Annotated in this window: 14 protein-coding genes; 7 read left to right on the plus strand and 7 right to left on the minus strand. The window is 37.6% G+C overall.

The window, feature by feature from the left end; translation table 11 throughout:
- The first annotated feature begins 216 nt into the window (after nucleotides 1–216).
- Together PL_RS24370 and PL_RS24375 are read left to right on the plus strand one after the other, a co-directional pair.
- Nucleotides 217–3,549: a TonB-dependent receptor gene (locus tag PL_RS24370; RefSeq protein WP_041879477.1), complete on the plus strand. Its 3,333-nt coding sequence runs from the start codon at nucleotides 217–219 to the stop codon at nucleotides 3,547–3,549.
- A 180-nt stretch (nucleotides 3,550–3,729) separates the two neighbouring features.
- Entirely contained in the window at nucleotides 3,730–4,359 is a 630-nt protein-coding gene (locus PL_RS24375; RefSeq protein ID WP_041879474.1) for an HAD family hydrolase, read from the plus strand.
- Between the two features lie 4 nt (nucleotides 4,360–4,363).
- On the opposite strand, the gene PL_RS24380 is transcribed toward PL_RS24375, so the two are convergent.
- Both PL_RS24380 and PL_RS24385 read right to left on the minus strand, forming a co-directional pair.
- The gene (locus PL_RS24380) at nucleotides 4,364–4,969 is read right to left on the minus strand and encodes a hypothetical protein (protein ID WP_041879472.1); all 606 of its coding nucleotides are present in this window, start codon (nucleotides 4,967–4,969) and stop codon (nucleotides 4,364–4,366) included.
- A 46-nt stretch (nucleotides 4,970–5,015) separates the two neighbouring features.
- Nucleotides 5,016–5,150 carry a hypothetical protein gene (locus PL_RS24385; RefSeq protein ID WP_041879469.1) on the minus strand — a complete coding sequence of 45 codons (135 nt, stop codon included), beginning with the start codon at nucleotides 5,148–5,150 and terminating at the stop codon, nucleotides 5,016–5,018.
- A 154-nt stretch (nucleotides 5,151–5,304) separates the two neighbouring features.
- Here PL_RS24385 and PL_RS24390 point away from each other — a divergent pair, with 154 nt between their 5' ends.
- On the plus strand, nucleotides 5,305–5,490 hold the full coding sequence (locus PL_RS24390) for a hypothetical protein (protein WP_041879466.1): 186 nt from the start codon (nucleotides 5,305–5,307) through the stop codon (nucleotides 5,488–5,490).
- Nucleotides 5,491–5,655: 165 nt separating this feature from the next.
- The gene (locus PL_RS24395; RefSeq protein WP_041879463.1) at nucleotides 5,656–5,880 is read left to right on the plus strand and encodes a CDGSH iron-sulfur domain-containing protein; all 225 of its coding nucleotides are present in this window, start codon (nucleotides 5,656–5,658) and stop codon (nucleotides 5,878–5,880) included.
- A 105-nt stretch (nucleotides 5,881–5,985) separates the two neighbouring features.
- Here the strand turns inward: PL_RS24395 and PL_RS24400 are convergent, their stop codons facing one another.
- From PL_RS24400 to PL_RS24410, 3 genes are read right to left on the minus strand one after another with little or no spacing between them, the layout of a single operon-like run.
- On the minus strand, nucleotides 5,986–6,762 hold the full coding sequence (locus PL_RS24400) for a 3-keto-disaccharide hydrolase (protein ID WP_041879460.1): 777 nt from the start codon (nucleotides 6,760–6,762) through the stop codon (nucleotides 5,986–5,988).
- A 54-nt stretch (nucleotides 6,763–6,816) separates the two neighbouring features.
- Nucleotides 6,817–7,746 (minus strand): carbohydrate kinase family protein, encoded by a 930-nt coding sequence (locus tag PL_RS24405; RefSeq protein ID WP_041879457.1) that lies wholly within the window; start codon nucleotides 7,744–7,746, stop codon nucleotides 6,817–6,819.
- Nucleotides 7,747–7,757: 11 nt separating this feature from the next.
- A complete protein-coding gene (locus tag PL_RS24410) occupies nucleotides 7,758–9,602 on the minus strand; it encodes a hybrid sensor histidine kinase/response regulator transcription factor (protein ID WP_348620590.1) in 1,845 nt (614 codons plus the stop codon).
- A gap of 470 nt (nucleotides 9,603–10,072) precedes the next feature.
- Here PL_RS24410 and PL_RS24415 point away from each other — a divergent pair, with 470 nt between their 5' ends.
- The 3 genes from PL_RS24415 to PL_RS24425 all read left to right on the plus strand — a co-directional run bounded on the left by PL_RS24415 (nucleotide 10,073) and on the right by PL_RS24425 (nucleotide 15,602).
- A complete protein-coding gene (locus PL_RS24415) occupies nucleotides 10,073–13,138 on the plus strand; it encodes a SusC/RagA family TonB-linked outer membrane protein (RefSeq protein ID WP_082035847.1) in 3,066 nt (1,021 codons plus the stop codon).
- Nucleotides 13,139–13,153: 15 nt separating this feature from the next.
- Nucleotides 13,154–14,665: a RagB/SusD family nutrient uptake outer membrane protein gene (locus tag PL_RS24420; protein WP_041879454.1), complete on the plus strand. Its 1,512-nt coding sequence runs from the start codon at nucleotides 13,154–13,156 to the stop codon at nucleotides 14,663–14,665.
- A gap of 226 nt (nucleotides 14,666–14,891) precedes the next feature.
- On the plus strand, nucleotides 14,892–15,602 hold the full coding sequence (locus tag PL_RS24425) for a hypothetical protein (RefSeq protein ID WP_041879451.1): 711 nt from the start codon (nucleotides 14,892–14,894) through the stop codon (nucleotides 15,600–15,602).
- 21 nt (nucleotides 15,603–15,623) lie between these two features.
- Here PL_RS24425 and PL_RS24430 read toward each other — a convergent pair whose 3' ends face one another.
- Nucleotides 15,624–16,277, minus strand: a complete 654-nt coding sequence (locus tag PL_RS24430) for a response regulator transcription factor (RefSeq protein ID WP_348620593.1) — start codon at nucleotides 16,275–16,277, stop codon at nucleotides 15,624–15,626.
- A 198-nt stretch (nucleotides 16,278–16,475) separates the two neighbouring features.
- Nucleotides 16,476–17,261 carry a sensor histidine kinase gene (locus PL_RS24435; protein WP_041879446.1) on the minus strand — a complete coding sequence of 262 codons (786 nt, stop codon included), beginning with the start codon at nucleotides 17,259–17,261 and terminating at the stop codon, nucleotides 16,476–16,478.
- Nucleotides 17,262–17,764 lie beyond the last annotated feature (503 nt).

The raw sequence follows: 17,764 nt of genomic DNA on the forward strand, positions 1-17,764 counted from the left end.
GATGTTTTTTATGGTTAAAATCAATAAAAAACTTAGTTTTATGCAGTTAATCTGTTGTTAACCTTGACTTAATGAACGACATTTACCTTCGTCCTGCTTTTAATTAAGAAAGCTAAATCATTTAAACAAAATAGAATTTGCATAAGTCTCAGGTTTATCTCTTACCGCACATATTTGTGCAGGCTTGCCTATTTTAATCCAAACAAAACAATCTTTATGAAAAAAACTTTACTCTTATTATTAATGCTGGTGAATATGGTCTGGGCCAGCCAGTCTGTTTTTGCTCAGGGTGTAACTACTGCTTCTATTAATGGCGTGGTAACTGACGGAAAAGCACCGATCCCCGGCGCAACAGTAGTGCTGACTCATACGCCAACCGGAACTGTTTATGCAGTTGAAACCCGTAGTAACGGACGTTATAATTTAATTAATGTAAAGGTGGGTGGACCTTATACGCTGAAAATATCCTACATTGGTTTTAAACAATACATTCAGGAAAATCTGACACTTTCTATTGGTCAGGATCAGGCAATCAATGTTAAAATGGATGATAGTGCCACCGATCTGAAAGAAATAAAAGTGGTTGGTACACAAGGTAAGGTCATGAACTCTTCGCGTACGGGTGCAAGGGAGACTATTACACGGGCACAAATTGATGCATTGCCTACTATTAACAGGTCTTTATCTGACTTTACCAAACTCACTCCTTCTGCCAGTACTACAAGTGCAATGAGTTTTGGCGGAAGAAGCAGCACCTTTAATAATATAACTGTTGATGGTGCCTTGTTTAACAATTCTTTTGGTCTTTCAGGCACATTGGGCGGACAGGCAAATTCACAGCCTATATCATTGGATGCAATTGATCAGATACAGGTTGATCTGGCCCCTTATGATGTGCGTCAGGGATTTTTTACCGGCGCAGGTGTAAATACAGTGATCAAATCGGGTTCAAATGATATTAAGGGTTCTGTTTATTATTATGGCCGTGGAACTGGTTTGACTGGTTATAAGGCTGGTGCTTCTGATGTGACTAAGGTTCCTTTTGATTATAACACCAGGGGCTTAAGTATTAGCGGACCGATTATTAAAAATAAATTATTCTTTTTTGTTTCCGGTGAGCAGGAACGTATCAGCAATCCGGGAACTACATTTGTTGCCGGCAGATCCGGGGTAAGTGGAGGAACTGTTTCCAAAGTAAATGCTTCAACTTTGGATGATATTGCAAATACATTGAAATCCAGATATGGTTATGATCCGGGACCTTATGAGAACTATAGTTTTAAAACACAGAGTGATAAGATTACTGTTAAATTAGATTGGAATATTGATAAAAATAATACTTTGAGTGCTAAGTATTTTTATCTTAAGTCATTCAAAAATCAACCGGCAAACGGTACAGGCGGGATTATCAATGATAAAGTTGGTGCAGGCCAATCGCGCGGTGCGAGTGTGAATTCTTTACCTTTCTTTGGTTCAGGTTATACGATCAATAACAATTTTAATATCGGAATGCTGGAACTGAACAGCAAGATCAGTAATACAATTTCCAATAAGCTGACTGTTGGTTATTCTGCTTTGCGCGATTTCCGTGAGCCATTATCCAGTAAAAATGTACCAATGGTAGATATTGATAATGGTGTTACCGATGCAACCGGTAAGATTATTACTGCACCAAGTGGTGTCCTGACAAGTTTTGGATATGAGCTTTATACTGCCGGTAATTTACTGAGCTCAAACATAGGTCAGCTTTCTGATGATCTGACAATTTTTGCTGGTAAACATGAGATCACTATTGGTACAAGTAATCAGACTCAAAGCTTTATCAATGGATTTGCGCCCAACTATAATGGCTTGTATACCTATAACTCTGCTTCAGATTTTATTAATAATCTTCCGGCTGCGGCTTATAATTATCGTAATGCTGCCAATGGTGGTACTTTACCTCAGGTAAGTATCAAATCATATAATTTTAGTTTGTATGCACAGGATAAATTCCGTTTGAGAGATAATTTTGTACTTACTTATGGTTTGAGAGCGGATTATAATTATTATCCTACCAAACTTGATCCTAACCCTAATGCAGCAGCTTTAACTTTCCAGCAAGGTATACAGGTTGATGTTTCTAAATTGCCAAAAAGCAGAATTCAATTGTCTCCGCGTGTTGGTTTTAACTGGGATGTTAAAGGTGACCACACCACTCAGATCCGTGGTGGTACTGGGTTATTCGCTGGTTTAACACCATTTGTATGGATCTCTAATCAGGCATCAAATACTGGTACATTATTTAGTTCTGGTACAGTAAATGGTACTAAAACACCCAATGACCCACGTTTAATCTATAATCCTGATGTGAATGGTAATCGTCCTACAGGAGCAGTTGCTGCTAATACTTCTTATGAATTAGATGTTACTGATCCTAATTTGAAATATCCGAAGATCTGGAGAACGAACCTGGCAATTGATCAGCAATTACCTTTAGGTATTATTGGTACGTTGGAAGGATCTTATACTAAAGATATTAATGCGATTTATCATCAGAATCTTGTTCTTTCTGATACCTATAATACTTTACCTGGTGTTGAAGGTCAGATCCGTTATACGACTAATAACAGGACTTCTAACAATGGTGCTCCGGTAAGTGCAACTAATCCGAACATAACCGGTTTGTACTACCTGACCAATACGAATAAGGGTTATTCTTATTTTGTTACTGCACAGTTACAAAAAAGCTTCCTGAGCGGTTTTTATGCAAATATTGCCTATACGCATACTGTTTCTAAAGATGTGAATGATGGCGGATCTACTGCAAGTATTATCTGGGCAGGCAGACCAACAAATGGTAATCCTAATGATCAAAGCTTATCAAACAGTACTTATGTAATGCCTAACCGTTTTATAGCTTCACTGGCTTACAGAAAAGAATACCATAAAAACTATGCAACTTCGATAGGTTTATTTTTTGAATCAGCTAATAATGGTGCGGTTTCTTATATTACAAGTGGTGACCCGAATAATGATGGAGCTGCGAATGATTTAATGTTTGTTCCAAAAAATATGGGTGATATTAATTTGGTTCCTGATTTTGCAGGTGATCCGAGAACACCTGCCCAGATCTGGAATCAACTGAACTCATTTATCAGTCAGGACAAATATCTGAGCCAGCACAGAGGTGAATACACAAAAAGAAATGGTGTGATTTTACCTTATTTCCAACGGGCTGATTTAAATATTACACAGGATTTCTTTGTGAAATCAGGTAAATCCAGAACTCAGAAAAATACAATCAGAGTTGAATTCAATATCATCAACTTAGGTAATTTCCTGAATCGTAACTGGGGGTTGTATGAAAATTCATTTAATGGGTTTAACACAGGATCTGTTGCCATCTTGAAGTATCAGGGAACTGACCCGGTTAGTGGTAAAGCTAATTATTCATTCCCTTACCTGGATAAAGATAACCTGATTCCGGTAACGAATTCAACAAGAGTGAATACCGATCAGATTTCTCGCTGGCAGGCACAAATAGGAGTAAGATATATCTTCAACTAATGTTATAATCCAAATGAAAAAACAGGCTATCGTCAAAAGATAGCCTGTTTTTTTTGTCCGGCCCGCTGGTTGCCATTTTACGGAGGTCATGCCCGGAAATGTTCCTGGCCTAAAATAAAAACACCTTTTTTTTGCGGGCAATTGGTTAAGTTTACATATAAAATAACTTTAATATACCCTATGGAAACATCAGAACCCAAGATAATTTTTTTTGATATTGGTGGCGTATTGCTGACTAACGGCTGGGGACACGATTCCCGTAAACTGGCTGCAGAAAAATTCGGACTCAATTATGATGAGCTGAACACATTGCATAACTATATTTTTAATGTTTTTGAAATCGGGAATATTACTCTTGATGAATATTTGGATACGGTTATTTTTAATCATCCGAGAGATTTTACCAGAGAGGATTTTAAAGAGTTTGTTTATTCCAGATCAAAAGAACTCCCAGGTTTATTACAGTGGATGAAAGAATGGAAAAGAGATTGTGGTTTCCGTATAATTTCGATTAATAATGAAGGGAAGGAGTTGAATACGTATCGCGTGAAAAAATTCAAATTGCATGAATGTTTTGATGCTTTTGTTTCTTCCTGTGATGTTAAAATGCGTAAGCCTGATCCAAATATCTTTTTGCTGGCTTTAGGTATTGCACAGGCAAGACCGGAGCAATGTTATTATTTCGATGACCGGATATTCCAGGTTGAAACGGCAAAAAATCTAGGAATGCATGCTTATCATCATACCAGTTTTGAAGAAACCAAAGCCATTCTTGAAAAAATAAAAGAGGACATCTCTAAACCGCAGTAATTTATCAGGAGAGATTGGTCTCTACGATGCCTCTGACCAGACTTTTCCACTGGGGATAGGAAAGACCTATTTTTGCAGTCCATCCAACCAGGGTATTTCTTATATTATCAGTCAGGTGTGAGGTGTCTGTATTAGGCACCTCATTTCTACCATGTTCTTCTGCAGAAACGGTATTGCCTGTTTGTTTAACCTGAAATGTTGATGTAGCCTGACTGGTGAAAAAATGTGCAATTGATGAGGACTGAGCTGTCGGATTTGCCGAAGGCCTGGCCTGTAAAGTTATGGCTGATGATTTATCATTGATTTCTTCATCGACTTTTTCAATGCATACCCAGTCAAATCCTTCTCCGGTATAAGTCCCGGGACCTGGAATATCTATCTTTAAATAATCACCAGGCTCTGCTTCCCGGATTACTTCATGACCATCTTTGTCTGTCAGTGTAAAAGTAGATAAAGGGACTTTACATATCTCTGCCCAGCAGGACACATTTAATAGTCTGCTTTTTGCAATCTGATAGAATGCTTTAGCTTCTTCTTCGGAAGGAAATCTGGCAATTGCAGTGGTATCCAGTTTACCTCCTTGATGCTGATCCGGAATATGGTTTTTCATTGCTTTTTTCTCCAGTAACGGTTACCAGCAGGAAATGTTTAAGATTTTATTTAATTACCCAGTATCCGACTGCCAGCCAGATGAGCCCTTTGATGAGAAAAAACAGAAATCCCCAAACACCAAGACGTCTTATCCATTTAAGGAAGATGTCCTTTTTTGAGTCCTTTTTCTCGTTGTTCATGATGGTCTCAAATTTAAGTAAAATCTTTCAAAAGAATAAGCTGAAAATAGTTTGACTATTTTTTGTCATAATAAACGTTTTAGTCCTAATTTATTCTTTTAAGGGAAACTTTATGGCACAACCGTTGTTCTTTAACTGAAAAATCACCATTATTATGAAAGATCAGATAAAAATTCAGGGCGCCGCGGGCAAAGTTAATGAGGAAAGTGTTTTTACAGGAGATCAATTGCAGCATCAGGAAAATGTTACACCGGTTTCTTTTAAAAACACAGAAACTATAAAAAGATCCTTGCCTGTTGCAATGCAAAAGAAAATCAATCCAAGACTTTTGATTTTGTAAGTGTTTTATTGATCTAAATATAAGGTTCTCGTTTATTGGTAACAGAGAAGAGAAAAAAGGAGTTTCATCAGAGAGGCTCCTTTTTTTATGGGTAATGTTTCTAAATAGAAATGAGATTTCCTGCTATGTACCTATACTTATATTTTTGCAGCAAAACACAATTACATGTCGAAGACAAAACTTACAATTAATAATAACGGATCTGTGAAGATCGAAGGCGATTTTGAAATCGTTGACAGAAATGGCAATGTTTATGGACTGCAGGGCAGGGAAATACTTTCAATCTGCCGTTGCGGAATGTCAAAAAACAAACCTTTTTGTGATGGTGCACATAACGGGCATTTTGAGCACGAAGCTATTGCATTTGACCTTCCTCCTAAAAAAGTATAGTTCAGTTTCAATTATCACACCAATACGTCTGATCAAACTGAAACAAAAAAGCCAATCAACTTGATTGGCTTTTTTGTTTCAGCGAATAAATTCTCCTGTGTGTTTTTAAAGTTCTCTGATCCAGATATTGCGGAAGCTGACAGGTTCACTTTTATCTCCATGTGCCTGAAGTTTGACAGGTAACGGACCATGTGCTTTTTTGTAAGAAGCTTCTCCAACATACTGTGTCGGTCCTTTGAGTTCAAAATTGTTCTGAACCAGCACACCATTATATAATACGGTTACCTTGGCAGGTGTGTTTACTGTACTGTCTGCTTTAAATGTTGGTGCAGTCCAGATGACATCATAGGTTTGCCATTCTCCTGGTTTACGTGATGGATTTACAAGCGGAGTTGTTTGTTTATATATACTCCCGGCCATGCCATTGGTATAAGTATTATTATCGTAAGAATCCAGAATCTGTAACTCGTAGCCCAGATCACCTTTTCCCATGGAAGCAAGGAAAAGCCCACTGTTTCCACGAAGTTGCCCTGTTCCGGTAATATTTTGTGGTACCTGCCATTCAATATGCAGCTGATAGTTACCGAAAGACTTTTTGGTTTCTATATTGCCCGTTTTTTTATTTACTGTCAGTTGTCCATTGGCAACTGTCCATTTTGCCGGTTGTGTTCTGTCATCTGTCATTACCCATTGATCAAGATTTTTACCATCAAACAGAACAATGGCATCTGAAGGTGCCCCATTCGGGATTTTTGCAGGTGCTACTTTGACTGGTACAGGGGTATAGAACTCAGTATCTTCATGTTTAGCTTGTGCGGTTGCATTTGCGATGCCTAATCCTGCGATCAGTACAGAGGCAATAATTGCTTGGTGTAAATACATGTTATAACGATTTATTTTATGATTAGGTTTGTTTTGACGCATGAATATAGGTAATTATTGTTTGTCTGATCTTTCATCACGAAGATGTTGCCTGATGAATTTATCCAGATCAGCTGTTGTATAAGCAGGGCAGGCGCCTGTCTGACCAGCGATAAATGCGCCCATAGCCAGCGCATAATCCAAAGCACCTGTTATAGCTTCTCCCTTTAGTTTTTTGTATAGAAATGCAGCGAGAAAAGAATCTCCTGCACCTACAGTATCAGCAACAGTGACCTGATAAGCTTTACCATGATAAGCTCTTTCCGCATTGTAATAAGATACACCCTGGCTTCCTCTGGTCAGAATAATTTCATCAATACCAAAATTCTGCTGCAGATAATTAATGCTATCTGCTTCTGTTGCGCCAGCTTTATAGAACCAGTCTGTCAGCAAAGCTAATTCGTTAAGGTTAAGCTTTAAAAGATCTGTTTTGGAGAGCAACAGCTGAAGTATTTCTTTGGTGTAATGCGGGGGTCTGAGATTGACATCAAATACTTTATAGGCTGCAGAATCAAGGATTTGCAAAAGGGTTTCTCTGGATACCTGGTTGCGTGCTGCCAGGCTGCCAAAAACAAAAGCATCTGCAGTGCCGGCCAGTACACTATGATTTGGTTTATATGCAATATAGTCCCATGCAACATTGGTCAGTATATCATAAGCCATCTCATGATCATCAGTGACTTTCCCAATGACTTCACCTGTGGCATGCAGCTCATCAAATTGAATCAGTTCCGTAGGCAGACCGATTTTACTGCAAAAGCAGACAAGTTCGGCTCCTGCTTTATCTTCGCCTGTACGGCTGATTAATTTACTTTCTGCACCTACACGATTAAGATGGTAGGCAACGTTCATGGGGGCACCTCCAGCCATTCGGCCTCCTGGCAGATTATCCCAGAGGATTTCTCCGTAGCAGATAATTAAGGGTGTTTTGTTTTCGGCTGACATCTTATTTGTGATTAGGTATTTAGGGATATTTGTTTTTTATAAGCGGATGGGGTACAGTTGTATTTTGATTTAAACACTGTTGAAAAATAAGTAGGGGATGAAAAGCCCACCTGATAAGTAATCTCTGAAATGGAGAGGTCTTCATTGATCAACAGATATCTGGCTTTTTTAAGTCTTCTGTTTAAGATATAATCGTTAATTGTGCAATCGAGCAGTATTTTTGTTTTTCGGTATAACTGAATTCTGGAAATCCCTAATGCGGTTGCAATGTCATCTACGTTAAACTTATCATTAGCGATATTCTGTTCAATTACTGTGGTAAAATCATTCATGAATTTCTTATCAGACCTGCTTAATAAAACGGTCGTGTTTTCTGCGGGGTTTTCGCTTGTAAATTTTCTTTTCAGCAGCTTTCTGTTCCAAAGCAGATTTTTAACACTTTCTTTAAGCAGGATAAAGTTGAATGGCTTGGTCATATAAAGATCTGCCATTTGCCTGATTTCACTTATCCTGTGTTCTTCATCCCCATCGGCTGCTAAGATGATAACCGGGATATGAGCAGTTCTGCTATCGTTTTTCAGCGCCGGGGTAAGCTGAACAGCTGACTTTCCTGTTAGTGCTATATCGGTAATAATAAGATCAGGAACCATCTCATAGGCCAGTTTTAACCCCTGGGTATTATGGCTGGCAGTAAATACCTCGTAGTCGTCTTTAAAGCTGTTCTTTAAATATTCAAGTAACTCTTCATTTTCTTCAATAATCAGCAGTGATTCTTCGTTGGTGTAATTGTCCTGCTCCTGATTTATAGGTTCCGCCGGTGAGTGATCAGGAAATATTCCTGTGGTATGCTGACTCAGGTAATCAGTGCCTGCAGTGAAGTCACTAACGTTTTTAGGGTTTTCTGTAATGTTTTGTTCTAATGGAAGTTTAATCAGAAAAGTAGTTCCATTTCCTTTTTCACTCTGAATGCTTAGGGTACCATGATGTAATTCTGTAATTTCTTTGGATAAAGAAAGTCCCAGACCTGAACCAAAAAAACTGCCCTTATCTGCCTGGTAAAATAACTCAAACACCTGTTTAACCTCTTCTTCAGTCATACCCTTACCTTTGTCTGCTACGGTAATTTCTAATATCTGCTCAGCTGGATTGTTCTTTAGTCCGATATGTATTTTTCCATGTTCAGGACTAAACTTAATCGCATTGGATAAAAGGTTAAACAATACTTTGTCAAACATGTTTTTATCAAACCATACCATAATTTCTTTATCAGAAGCGGATAGTCTTAATTCTATGTTTTTTTTGAGTGCTAATGCTTTGAATGATGATATAATATCTTTGGAGAAAACAACGAAGTCCTGCCTGGTAAGATCGATTTTCATTTTATCATATGCTATCTTTCTGAAATCGGTCAGCTGATTTACCATAAGTAATAATCGCTGAACATTCCGGTGAATAAGGTTCAGCTGATGTTTAGGGGCATTTGCTGAATTCCTGCTTTCGAGCATTTCATCTAAAGGAAGAAGTATCAGTGTAAGGGGAACTCTGAATGCATTGGAAATATGTGTAAAGAAACTGAATTTCGCTTCTGCAGTTGCCTGATTTGCTGCTGATAATGCAATTAACTCTTCTTTTTGTCTGAGACTCTCTTTGTTTTTGATCTCCAGCTGCATATTCTTCTGATGATTCTGATAGAGCAGATAACTGGTAATAACCGCAAAGATGATAGCCAGTATTAATGCAGTGACCAGAAAATTCAGACTATCCTGCTGTACGCTGCGCATAGGTTTATCAGACAGAGATACTGAATTTGCTGTTTCTTCCGGAAAACATCCGGAGATGAAAATGCTCGTCATCATGATTGAAATACTGATGAAAAGCAAGACTCTCTTTTTGTCTGCTTGCATAGGATAAGATAGGTAGTAATAAGCTGATAACAATATATATAAAATTTTGGTCATACTGTATTCAATACACTATGTCCGGGAATAATTAATGAATTTATCATTATTGTATTCGTCTCTATATTGTTACAATTTCTAAATAAAATTGGAAACACTCAAACATTTTAGCTGTATTTCATTTTGGTCTTCAATGTAAATAGCTGTATTACAGTTTATTCTGTATTATTTTTTTGATAAATAGATTTTAGTTTGAATTGATACAGAATCAATAACAAGGGAAATTATTTACGCATATATTGCTTTTACTATCGAGCCTAAACAAGCTTGCAATATTGCAAATATCAAATTGTCCACTGTCTCCTTTAAAACCCAAATCAAAAAACAGAAAGCTTTCTTAATCAACTATAAACTATAACCAAATAATTATGAACGAGTTTTTACCTAAAAAAAAGTGGTTTGTCTTTTTTGACAAACCCAAATCTCAGCTGCTGCAAAAAACAATCTTTTGTTGTCTTGCCCTGCTCAGCTTTAATCTGTCATCTTATGCACAATCTGTTGTCAAAGGAGTGGTGTCTGATAACGAAAAGAATACATTAATCGGAGTTACTGTTTCAGTTAATGGTACTAGTGTAAGGGCAATGACAGACGCGAATGGTAAATATGCCATTAATGTTCCTGCAACGGGAAAATCGCTTACTTTCAGTTATGTCGGTCTGCAATCACAAACGGTAGACATCAGTAACAGAACGACGATCAATATTGTACTATCTTCAGGCACTGATCTTGAGGCTGTTACTATTGTTGGTTACGGATCTGTGAAAAAAAGTGATCTGACAGGTGCAGCAACCACCATTTCTGCCAAGGATTTCAACAAAGGACCACTAATTGCTCCCGATCAGCTTATTCAGGGAAAGGTAGCCGGTGTGCAGATGATTAATAACAGCGGGCAGCCCGGAGGATCTTCAACAGTAAGAATCAGGGGAAATACTGCAATGACTGGTACAGGACAGCCACTATATATTGTAGATGGGGTTGCCCTTGATGGCAGATCGGCCAGGCCCACTGGTAATGGTGGAACGGCTACTGCTCCTGGTACTAATAATTTAAGTGCTATGGGAACTTCTTCTTCAGGGAATCCGCTGAATTTTATTAATCCGGCAGATATCGCCAGTATGGAAGTGCTTAAAGATGCATCTGCGACAGCTATTTATGGCTCCAGAGCGGCTTATGGTGTAGTTTTAATCACCACTAAAAGAGGTCAGAGCGGGGGAGTTAAAGTGGATGTGAGTGCCTCGGCTGGTGTAAGTAATATTGCCAGAAATATTAAAGTGCTTAATGGGGATGAATATCGCAGTGCTTTAACAAAATACGGATTGACTTCTGGTGATTTTGGCGGTAATGTAGATGCGATGAAAGCTATTACCCGTACCGGATATAACCAAAATTACTCTGTAGGTATCAGTGGTGGTAATGATGGCAATGTTTTTCGTGCTTCTTTTGGCTACCAGAATCAGCAGGGGATTATCAGAAAAACAGATTTTAAAAAATATAGTGGCTCATTTAACGGAAACTTCAAGTTTCTGGAAAGCAAAAAACTGGGGCTTGATGTCAATCTGATCAGTAACCAGTATTTAGAGAATCTTCCTCCTATTTCAACGGATGCTGGTTTTACAGGGAGTTTGATCAGTCAGGCTTTGTCCTGGAATCCAACGCGTTCGCTGTATAATCCGGATGGTTCTGTATTTATAGAAAAAGGATCAACAACGATCAATCCGCTTGCCATGTCTGATGCTTCAAGCGATAAGACAAAAGTGACTACTATTCTGGGAAGTGTATCACCTTATTATAAAATAACTCCATGGTTAGAGTTCCGCATGTTAGCCAGTATTAATTACAGCACCGGTATCAGAAGAGCCTCAACCCGCAGTAATATCAATTTGCAGGGAGTGGAAGCTACGGGTGATTTCCTTGGCGGATTTGCCAGTTATTCAAATACTGAACTGATTACTCAGCAATTTACTAATACGTTGAATTTTAATAAAGAAATAGCTACCAAGCTGAATCTGAACGCTATTGTCGGTTATGAGTATACAAATTATATCAATAAAGGCCAGAATATGACAGCTAAAGGATTTGGTGATATTGCAGTTGATTATACAGATGTATTTCATGCAGTAGCTCCTGGTAACCGTACGTCAAATTCTTATAATGACCCGACTACACAACTGCAATCTTATTTTGCAAGGGCTATCTTTAATTATGATAACAGGTATTTACTGACTGCCACATTCAGAGCTGATGGATCAACTAAATTTGGTTCGGATAACCGTTATGGGTATTTTCCTTCATTTGCAGCAGCCTGGAATATTAAAAATGAAAGTTTTATGGCTAATACTGCATGGATTAACCAGTTGAAACTTAGAGTAGGTTATGGTAGAACAGGTAACCAGGAATTCCCTTCAGGATCTGCCCAGCAGCGTTATGACATCGTTTATACCGGAGGACAGCAGTCACTGATTGGTGTAAATAATGAGAATAAAAAACTAAAATGGCAGTCGGATGAGCAAACCAACGTAGGTATTGATTTTGGTTTGTTTGGTAATAAAATTACCGGATCTGTTGATTATTTTAATAAGACCACTACTGATCTTTTATTTCCTCAGATTCCTTTCGCACCAGCAAATCCGGGTGTAACAGTGACATGGGTAAATTTACCAGGTCAGATCAGCAATAAAGGGGTGGAACTATCTTTAAATGCGAATATTATTGATAAACAGGATGTGTCTTTCTCTTTGGGAGGAAATGCAACGTTTATTAAAAATAAAGTAAAAAATATCCAGGGAATTATTAAAACCGGATCATTAAGCGGGCAGGGATTAAGTGGTGTTACTTTAGAAGTAATACAGAATAATTTGCCACTGTTTGCAATGATGACCAGACAGTATAATGGTCTGGATGCACAGGGTTTTTCTATGTATACTGATGATGGCTTTACTTATTATTATCTGGGAAACCCAAATCCTAGTGTTATTCTTGGTTTTAATACCAATGTAAGATATAAGAAAGTGACTTTTACTGCTAATTTCAATGGTTCATTAGGACAAAAGATTTATAACAATACAGCCAATTCTGTACTGCCTATTTCAAATCTTGGAACAGGAAAAAATGTAGCTGCTAATTTAGTGAATACACCAATTCAGGAGTCTCTTGCCAATCCTATTGCTGCTTCATCAAGATATATTGAAAGTGGTAATTATCTGAAACTGGCTAATGCAACAATTGGTTATTCAATTGGAAATATTGGTAAATCGATTAAAGGACTGAATGTTTTTGTGAATGGACAAAATCTGTTTGTAATTACTAAGTATAAAGGTTTTGACCCGGAAGTGAACGTAGATAAAAGTGTAAATGGTGTACCATCTGCAGGAGTTGAATATGTCCCTTATCCTAGTTCCAGAACATTCAATTTAGGTGTAAACTTTTCTCTTTAATTTAATATGACTAACATGAAAAATAAATATATAATCGCTTTTGCTGCCCTTGCAATCTCTTTTTCAGGTTGTACAAAACTGGATGAGAAGTTAAATGGTCAGATAGGTAATGGCGGGATTAATGCCGGAAACGTTCCCGCTCTGTTAAATGCAAGTTATACAGCTATGCGTAATCCTTATCAGGGACCGTGGGGCTGGTGGTCATTACAGGAATTCCCTTCGGATGAGGCTATTGTACCAACAAGAGCAGGGGACTGGGATGATAATGGAGCCTGGCGTGCATTGCATTTGCATAGGTGGGCGGCAGATCATTCGCGGATTTCTGATACTTTCAGAGATTTAAATAGTGTAAGTTATGCTGCTACTATTGTTTTAAATTTCAATCCAACACCATTGCAGGCTGCTCAGGCAAGATTTGTCAGAGCATTTGCACAATTCTCTATTCTGGATGGATGGGGTCAGGTGCCTTACCGTGAGCCTGGAGAGGATGTCAGTCTTCCTTCAAAAGTAAGAACTGCAAAAGATGAGATTGATTATCTGATTGCTGAACTTACAGCAATTATTCCTATTCTGACGGATGCACCTAATTACAATGCAAATAAAGATGCAGCAAAGATGCTGCTGATGAAGTGTTATCTGAATAAAGGCGCATTTTTGAACAGAACTGCACCTTCATTTGATGCTGCAGATATGGCTAAAGTAATTACGCTTGCTGATGAAATTATCAATACGGGTAAATATCAGCTGACTGCTAAGTATTATGATAATTTTGCACCTGCAAATGATAAATTATCAAAGGAGAATATATTTACATCTCAAAATATCGGTGGATCTGATGCCGGTGCAGTAAAAGATATGTGGGTTCCTCCTTTGCATTATAATCAAAATCCGAATGGTTATAACGGGTTCTCTACTTTATCTGATTTTTATAAAAAGTTTGAGGCTGCAGATCAGCGTATAGGTGGTGCCTATGCCGGAATGACAAATGTTTCGGGCGTTAAAGTTGGATTCCTTGTTGGTCAGCAGTATGATCAGACTGGTGCTTTATTGAAAGACAGACGTGGGAATAACCTGATTTTTACACCGGAAGTGAGCATTATTGAGCGTGATCCGAATCACCTTGAAGTGGCAGGAATCCGGGTGATTAAGTATCCGATAGATTATGTAAATGCTTCTACTAATAAAGCGGAAAATGATTGGGTATATTACAGATATTCAGATGTGCTGTTAATGAAGGCTGAAGCTCAGTTAAGAACGGGACTGGGATCGGCAGCATTGACAATAGTTAATGGACTGAGAACTGTCCGGGGAGCAAGTTTGTTTGGAAGTCTGACTCTTGATAATCTGCTTGATGAACGCGGAAGGGAGTTTTTCTGGGAAGGTGTAAGGAGACAGGATCTGATCCGTTTTGGCAAGTTTTTAACCCCGTGGCAGGAAAAACCTACTGATGATCCTAAATACCTGGTTTTCCCTATTCCTGATAATCAACTGACTAATCCTAATTATGTTCAGAATGCAGGATATTAATTAAGCTATAAGACATAAAAAGAGGTTAATCTGTTTTGAGCAGATTAACCTCTTTTTATGTCTTATAGTCCTGTATGTTAATTATATACAGAGAGAATCAACTTATAAATTGATGAATAATAACGAATGTTGAAATGGGGAAAGAATAGATCAGATAAATTAACAAGAGTCTGGTAATTAATGTTAATTTTAATTGGTTGCTTTTGAACGAAAACAAATTTTACCAATGATATTAAATCTGAAGAATATTCGAAATCTGGGGTTAGTCGTCTTGCTTTTAGGCTTTTATTCCTTTGTTAATGCGCAGGAACTGGCAAGAGTAAACTTTAGGATATCGCCTCAAAAGGCAACAATAAACTCTATTGTATTTACAATTAGTGAACTGAATCTGCAATTTGATCTGCAAACAAATAATCTGTACTTACTGAGCAGAGAGAGTAAGAGAAACATGGAATGGAGTGATTATAGCGATGATGAATACTATGATAGTTTTTCTGATGGTGATAAAAAGGGTAAAATCAAATCAATAGGGGGTGTGAAAGTTGATTATTATGATGTTTTTGACGGAGAAAAGAAAGGCAAAATAAAGTCGTTTGGCAATGTCAAAATCGATTATTACGATGTTTTTGACGGACCAAAAAGAGGTAAAATCAAATCAATTGGTAGTCATGTAATTGGTTATTATGATATTTTTGATGGTGGTGAGAAGAATGGTAAAATGAGATCATTTGGAAATATCAAGATCGGGTATTATGATGTTTTTTCAGGTGGTGAGAAAAAAGGCAAACTAAGCTCCGTTGGGATTGTGAAAATTGATTATCATGATAACTCAGCTCCGGCTCCCAGACCTGGTAAGATCAAATCGATAAAAGGAAATACTCCCGATTTATACGTGACTTTGGATAGAAGAAGCAGAATGTCAGACTCTGAAGATTAACTTTGTTATCATCAAGGTGCTTTAAAGTTTAATCAAATCGTTTCGGAGTGCAAATAAGACCAGCCCAGTACGCGATTTAATTTCAAATTTCTGAAATAATGACTCTCTGTAGTTATCTATTGTGTGTGGACTAAGATTCATTTTATCTGCAATTTCTTTGTAAGTGAACTCTGAACAGCAGTGTTCAAGGAATTTGCGCTCATTTGCTGAAATCTCCTGAATCAGGTTTTTGGAAGAGCCATTGTCCTGCAGGGATCTGATCAGCTTACCTGATACCAGATTATTCATGAAATAGCCATGTGCTGCGATGGTCTTTATAGCTGTAATCAGATCTGATGTTTTGGATTCTTTTAACAAATATCCTCCTGCTCCGCTTCTGAGCATTTCGATAATAGGTTTATCTTCATCGAACATACTTAATGCCAGCACCCTGATCTGAGGATATGTACTGCTAAGCCATTTTGTAGATTCATAACCGTCCATTTGCGGCATGTTAATATCCATCAATATTACCTCAGGCAAAGTCTCTTTATTCAGCATCGTGATCATTTCCATTCCATTGGAAGCATCGAAAAGAATATCAATTTCATCAGATTCTTCTAACAGACTAATCATCCCTTTTCTAAACAAAGTATGATCATCAACAATTGCAATAGCTATTTTTTTTTCTTCCATATCTGAGAGCGGCACTAAAACGCTGCTTATTTACCAGTAAATAATTTATCATCCTGTTTTAAGCAGCGTCTAAATTTATAAATTAAATTGTTTATTGCTGATTTTTTGACGAAACAATGCAAATTACTGTCTGAAATTGGAGTTTTTTTTGTAGAAAACGAGCAGAATTATTCAGGGATCTGCAGTTTGTCAATAGGTTTAGCTGTATGGAATAGAGATGTGTATTCCGGTACCTGTGCCCGGACTGGATTTAACTACGAAGTTCCCGTTCATCATCAGCGTTCTTTTTTGAAGATTGGCTAAGCCTAAACCATCAGCTGCCTTGATTTTTTCTTCCGGAGTAAAACCTTTTCCATTATCCTGAACAAAAAGTGATAAATAGTCTTTGGTCTGGTCAATGGTGATTGTAATCAGAGTGGCCTGGGCATGCCGGAGAATATTGCTCAGTATTTCCTGGAACAACCGGAACATAATCAATTCTTTATCTGCATGTGCCGGGATGGAATGTGTGGTATTGTCATTAAATTCGATTTCATAAGTCAGGCCCTTTTTCAACCAGTCAAGTTCGTAGGCAATAGCATGCCCCAGACTTTTTTTAATCAGTTCCTGACCATTCATTTTTTTTGAAAGCTGACGCAGTTCTTTAATTGCACGATGTGTTAATTCTGCGGCTGTATTTATTTTTTCATCTCTTAAGTGATCAGCTTTTATGGAACTCAAAGTCATACTCGTCAGGCTTAACAGCTGTCCGATATTATCATGAAGGTCACCTGCAATGGTTTGAAGTATATGCTCCTGTACTTCTATCTGACTCTTTAACAGTTCAAGTTCAAATGTTTTTTTTAAGGATTCTTTTTCTTCGAGGTGTTTGGCTTTCTTTTTATTATATAAAAAGATATAGATAATCAGAAAAAGAGGGGCAATCAGAAAAATGAATGTAATTATGGCAATCAATAAGATTAACTCCTTTGACGATATCTGCATATGAAAGCGTATGACCAGCAACTATATAAAAGTACATTTAGAATATTAAATGTAACATATCTTGTAGATAAACTCAGCGAATGAGCTTTCTCCTGCAAAAGATAGTCAAAAAATACATTACATGCAGTGCTGCCGAAGTAGAAAAATAAAACTCCGTTTACCACCCAGAAAGGGGGATAAGACTCCAGCTTTCTGAAATGTTCGTCCTTTAGGATAAGCATATAATAATACAGACTTGCAATGACGAATACAACGGACATGAAAGCAGCAGTTTTATAAGCAAAACTACCGAAGTTATTGTTGATTAGTTCCAGGATAAAAACTGAAATAAATAAGCCTAACCAGCTGTAAAGCTGGCTAGGTTTATGGCGGTATGGTTTGTATAAATGATAGAAAAAACAACTTATCATTGTACATTCAACCACCAGGAAACATGTATAGAGAGCGTAATTATTTTTATGTTGAATACGTAAGCTGATGCCAGCCATTTCCACGGCACATAC

The sequence above is a fragment of the Pedobacter lusitanus genome, from assembly GCF_040026395.1.
In the GTDB taxonomy this organism is placed as follows: domain Bacteria; phylum Bacteroidota; class Bacteroidia; order Sphingobacteriales; family Sphingobacteriaceae; genus Pedobacter; species Pedobacter lusitanus.